At 69.6% G+C, this 4,897-nt stretch carries 6 protein-coding genes; 1 reads left to right on the plus strand and 5 read right to left on the minus strand.

Features of this window, described 5'->3' with window-relative positions:
- The 3 genes from PHC73_RS11540 to PHC73_RS11550 all read right to left on the minus strand — a co-directional run.
- A partial coding sequence (locus PHC73_RS11540) for an MATE family efflux transporter (protein ID WP_300128281.1) occupies positions 1–1,250 on the minus strand: 1,250 nt, incomplete at its 3' end.
- Entirely contained in the window at positions 1,247–1,987 is a 741-nt protein-coding gene (gene cysE, locus PHC73_RS11545; protein WP_300128284.1) for a serine O-acetyltransferase, read from the minus strand. The genes PHC73_RS11540 and cysE, both read right to left, overlap by 4 nt.
- Positions 1,980–2,720, minus strand: a complete 741-nt coding sequence (locus tag PHC73_RS11550) for an RNA methyltransferase (RefSeq protein ID WP_300128286.1) — start codon at positions 2,718–2,720, stop codon at positions 1,980–1,982. Before PHC73_RS11550 ends, cysE begins: the two co-directional genes overlap by 8 nt.
- Positions 2,721–2,851: 131 nt before the next feature.
- On the opposite strand from PHC73_RS11550, the gene PHC73_RS11555 reads away from it, so the two are divergent.
- The gene (locus PHC73_RS11555) at positions 2,852–3,658 is read left to right on the plus strand and encodes an inositol monophosphatase family protein (protein ID WP_300128289.1); all 807 of its coding nucleotides are present in this window, start codon (positions 2,852–2,854) and stop codon (positions 3,656–3,658) included.
- Between the two features lie 63 nt (positions 3,659–3,721).
- Here the strand turns inward: PHC73_RS11555 and PHC73_RS11560 are convergent, their stop codons facing one another.
- Positions 3,722–4,579 (minus strand): stomatin-like protein, encoded by an 858-nt coding sequence (locus PHC73_RS11560; protein WP_300128292.1) that lies wholly within the window; start codon positions 4,577–4,579, stop codon positions 3,722–3,724.
- A 34-nt stretch (positions 4,580–4,613) separates the two neighbouring features.
- Positions 4,614–4,897: NfeD family protein (locus PHC73_RS11565; RefSeq protein ID WP_300128295.1), on the minus strand; the 284-nt coding region annotated here is incomplete at its 5' end.

Here is a 4,897-nt window from a genome sequence, read left to right on the forward strand (position 1 = left end):
ACCCCCTGCGTCAGCACGCTGACGCGCATCACCCGCCGGGCCTCGCCGGCGCTCATCAGCACCTGCATGTAGACGCGCTTGACGCCCTCGAGCACCACCGCCAAACCGGCAATGCGCATCGGCCAGCGCGCCAGCGCCACCGTGTCCGGGTTGTGCAGGAACACCCCCAGGATCAGGTCCGGCGCCAGCAGCATGGGCGCGCCGAGCAGTCCGAGTCCGACCAGGCCGATGCGCAGCGCGTCGCGCGTCCAGCGCCGCGCCTCGGCAGGATCACCGGCGCCCAGCGCCTGCCCGACCAGCGTCGCCGCCGCCATGGCCAGGCCCATGCCGGGCAGGATGACCACCGTCATCAGGTTCACCAGCACGTTGGCGGCGGCCAGCTCCGCCGTGCCGATGCGCCCGATGATCCAGTACAGCGCCACCAGGCCGGCCGACTGCGACACGTGCTGCAGGCCCGCCGGCACGGCGATGCGCACCAGTGAGCGGTAATCCTGCCGCTGCGGGCGCCGGCGCAAAAAGCCGCCCTCGAGCGCATAACGCCAGCCGAAGGCGTAATAGATGGCCGTGCCCAGCAACACCGACAGCGCGGTGGCGAGGCCGGAGCCGACCACGCCCAGCGCCGGGGCGCCGAAGTGGCCGTAGATCAGCACGTAGTTCAGCAGCACGTTGCTGGCGTGCATGATGAGCAGGGTGGTCATGTACAGGCGCGACTGGCCGATGCCGTTCCAGTAGCCGCGAAAGGCGTAGTTCATGGCCATCAGCGGCCCGGCCAGCATGCGGATCTGGAAATACGGCACGGCGCCCGCGATCACCTCGGGGTCCGGATTCAGCAGCGGGAACAGCCACGGCGCGAGTGCGCACAGCGCGAGCGTCAGCAGCGGCCCGATCACCAGGATCAGCAGCAGGCTGGCGTTGAGCGGTACGGCCGTCTCGTCGATGCGGCCCTCGCCCTTGCGCCGGGCGGCGATGGCCTGCACGCCGACCGACAGGCCGAGAATCATCGCCTGGCAGGTGAACAGCACGAAGCTGCCGAGGCCGACCGCCGCCAGGGCCGCGTCGCCGAGCTTGCCGACCATGGCGGTGTCGACCACGTTCAGCACGCTCTGCGAGGTCATGGCGGCGATGATGGGCAGCGCCAGCCCCAGGATGCGCCGCAGGCGCTCGCCTTCGACGAAGGGCTGGTGCGTGCCGGCCGGCTGCGCGGCTGGCGCCGTGTGTACCGCCGGCACGCCCTGTTGCGGGGCGTTCAAGGGCGGGTTTCGTCGCGCGGCCCGGTGGCCTTGGCGTCCTCACGCGGATCGGCCGAAACGCCGAGTTCCTGCAGGGTGGCCATCAGGCGCGCCATGCGCTCCTCGATGGCCTCGACGTGGTCGAGCACCGCATCCAGCGAGCGGCTGACCGGGTCCGGCAGGTCGTCGCGCAGGCCGTAGGCGGCGAAGCCGATGCGAGCGGCGGTCTCGCGCCGGCGCTCGGCGTCGGCGCCGACCACCCGGCCGGGGATGCCGACCACCGTGGCGCCGGCCGGCACGTCCTTGACCACCACCGAGTTGCTGCCGATGCGCGCGCCGCGACCCATGGTGATGGGGCCGAGAATCTTGGCGCCGGCACCGACCACAACGTCGTTTTCGAGCGTCGGGTGGCGCTTGCCTTTCTCCCAGGTGGTGCCGCCGAGCGTGACGCCGTGGTACAGCGTGCAGTCGTCGCCGATCTGGGCGGTCTCGCCGATCACCACGCCCATGCCGTGGTCGATGAAAAAACGCCGCCCGATGCGCGCGCCGGGATGAATCTCGACGCCGGTCAGAAAGCGCGACAGATAGGCGATGAAGCGCGCCGGCCAGCGCAGGCCGCGCCCCCACAGCCAGTGCGCCAGGCGGTGCAGCCACAGCGCGTGCAGGCCGGGGTAGGTGGTGAGCACCTCGAAGCGGTTGCGCGCGGCCGGATCGCGCGCGAACACGCAGTCGATGTCTTCGCGCACACGATCAAACATCGGGATTGGCCTTGGCGAGGGCGTGCTCGATGGCACTCAGGATGCCGCGCAGAATCTGCACCTCATTCTGGTCCGGGGTGGCTCGGTTGACAAGCGCGCGCAGGCGGCGCATGCCGCGCTGCGGGTTGCTCGGGCGCAGAAACCGGACGCGTTCGAGCACCCGCTCCAAATGCTCGAACAGCCGCTCGAGCTCGGCATGCGTGGCCGGCGGACCGCTCGGCTCGGCTGGTGGTGGTGGTGCCACGGCGGCCCGCCGGTAGAGCTCGTAGGCCAGCACCTGCACGGCCGCGGCGAGGTTCAGCGACGCAAACGCGGGATTGCTCGGGATGACCACTCGCCGCTGGCACAGGTCCAGGTCCTGGTTGCTGAGGCCGGAGTGTTCGGGGCCGAACACCAGCGCCACCTCGCCGTGCGCGGCGTGCGCCAACGCCAGCTCGGCGCAGGCCGGCGGGTCCAGCGGCGGCAGCTCGATGCTGCGCTCGCGCACGCTGGCACCGATCACCAGCGTGCAGTCGGCAACCGCCTGGGCGAGCGTGTCGCACAGCACGGCCCGATCCAGCAGCGCATCGGCGCCGGCGGCGCGGGCGCTGGCCTCCTCGTGCGGAAAGATCTTCGGGCGCACCAGGTACAGCCGCGTCAGCGCCATGGTGTACATGGCGCGCGCCGCCGCGCCGATGTTGCCGGGATGGGTAGTGCCGACCAGCACGATGCGCACGCGGGGGAGGGTATTCATGGTCGTCATTTTAATGGCGCGGTGGCAGCGCCCCGCGCGGCGCAGCGGGGCAGCCCTTTTCAGCGGCTTGTTAGAATGCCCGGCCGGTGCGCGTCCCGCGCCGCCGGCCCCTGTCGCTGCGAGTTCTTTACATGTCGCCATTGACCACCATCGCCGTGCGCGCCGCTCGCGCCGCGGGCGATTTTCTGCTCCGTACCGGCGAGCGCCTGCACGAGCTGCGCATCGAAATGAAAGGCCCGAACGATTTCGTGTCCGACGCCGACCGCGAGGCCGAGCGGCGCATCGTCGACATCATCCGCCGTGCCTACCCGGACCACGCCATTCTGGGAGAAGAGGGCGGCGCCCAGGGCGAGGTCGCCAGCCACGGCGCGCGCTGGATCATCGACCCGCTCGACGGCACCACCAATTACCTGCACGGCCTGCCGTGGTATTCGGTGTCGATCGCGCTCGAGATCAAGGACCGCCTGGAGATCGGGGTGGTCTACGACCCCGGCCGCAACGAGCTGTTCGTGGCCGAACGCGGCAAGGGCGCGCGCCTGAACGACCGCCGCCTGCGCGCGAGTGGGCAGGCCAAACTGGCGGGCGCGGTGATCGGCACCGGTTTCCCGTTCAAGTCGCACCAGCACCTGGATGCCTACACCGAGACCTTCAAGGCGGTGTCGCGGGCCGGCTGCGCCATTCGCCGCGCAGGTTCTGCCGCGCTCGACCTGGCCTACGTGGCGGCCGGGCGCTTCGACGGTTTCTGGGAACTCGGCCTGCAGCCCTGGGACATGGCCGCCGGCATGCTGCTGATTCGCGAGGCGGGCGGCGTGGTGACGGACATTCGCGGCGGCGACCGGGCCATGAAAACCGGCAACGTGGTCGGCGGTACGCTGCGCGTGCACCAGGCGCTGCTGGATACCATCAAGCCGCATTTGGGCGCCGATCTGCCGGCTTAGCAGGCCGTTGAAGAAGGTTTTTCAACGGCCTATTAATCGCGGCAGACCGTTGACGGCGGGGCGTCAGCGCCCCGCCAACCCACCCATGATGCCGCGCACTGCCGCCGGCAGGTCCGCCGGCAGCACCACCAGTTTGCCGTTCTGGCTGTGCGCGATGTCGCGCATGGCCTCGATGTATTTCTCGCCGAGCAGGTAGACCACCGGCAGCTCGCCGGCTTGTGTGGCCTCGGCCACCTTGCGGATGGCGGTCTGGCTGGCCTCGGCCAGTACCACTTGCGCTTCGGCGTCGCGCCGCGAGGCTTCGAGCCGACCCTCGGCCTGCAGGATGGCGGCCGCCTTGTCGCCGTCGGCACGCGTCACCGTGGCGCGGCGCGCGCGCTCGGCGGCGGCCTGTTCCTCCATGGCCCGCTGCATGGTTTCGGACGGCTTGATGTCCTGGATTTCCACCGTCTTGAGGGCGATGCCCCAATCGGCAATGTCGTCCGAGATGGCGGCCTTGAGCTTGGCCTTGATCTGCTCGCGCGACGACAGCGCGTCGTCGAGGTCCATCTCGCCGACGATCGAGCGCAGCGAGGTCTGCACCAGGTTCTGGATGGCCAGCACGTAGTTCTCGACGCCGTACACGGCCTTTTCGGGCGACACGATGTTGATGTAGGCAATCGCGTTGACGATGATGACGGCGTTGTCGCGGGTGATGACCTCCTGCGAGGGCACGTCCATCACGATGTCCTTGGTGGTCACCTTGTAGGCCACCGTGTCGATGTAGGGGATGATCAGGTTAAGGCCCGGATTGAGCGTGGTGTGGTACTTGCCGAGGCGCTGCACCACGTGCTTGCTGCCCTGCGGCACGATGCGTACGCCAAGACCGATGGTGACCACCACCAGCGCGAACAGGAACAGGGTGACGACCAGGCCGGGCATGGTTTGGCTCCGTGAGTGATGGGGCGAGGGGCGGTCAGTCGCGCTTTTCGACGATCAGCGTGTTGCCGGAAAAATCTTTCACATACACCCGGTCGCCGACGGCGACCGGCGTGGCGCAGATGAACTCCCATTCATCGTCGCCGAGCAGCGGGGTGGTGAAGCGCACCACGCCGCGCTTGTCGCCGTGCGGTGCCCGGATGACGCGCCCGCACTCACCGATGGCGGCGGCGCGCGCGTCGCCGGCCCGGGTGCGGTCTTTCATCAGCGGGCGGAAATAACGGAACCACAGTGCCGTCAGCAGGCCGGACGTCACGCTCC

This window comes from Immundisolibacter sp., assembly GCF_028696615.1.
Classification (GTDB): domain Bacteria; phylum Pseudomonadota; class Gammaproteobacteria; order Immundisolibacterales; family Immundisolibacteraceae; genus Immundisolibacter.

Excerpts from the sequence above, each read along its gene's own strand:
- cysE (WP_300128284.1), bottom strand. The coding sequence starts at position 1,987 with ATGTTTGATCGTGTGCGCGAAGACATCGACTGCGTGTTCGCGCGCGAT.
- PHC73_RS11550 (WP_300128286.1), bottom strand. The coding sequence starts at position 2,720 with ATGAATACCCTCCCCCGCGTGCGCATCGTGCTGGTCGGCACTACCCAT.
- PHC73_RS11555 (WP_300128289.1), top strand. The coding sequence starts at position 2,852 with ATGTCGCCATTGACCACCATCGCCGTGCGCGCCGCTCGCGCCGCGGGC.
- PHC73_RS11560 (WP_300128292.1), bottom strand. The coding sequence starts at position 4,579 with ATGCCCGGCCTGGTCGTCACCCTGTTCCTGTTCGCGCTGGTGGTGGTC.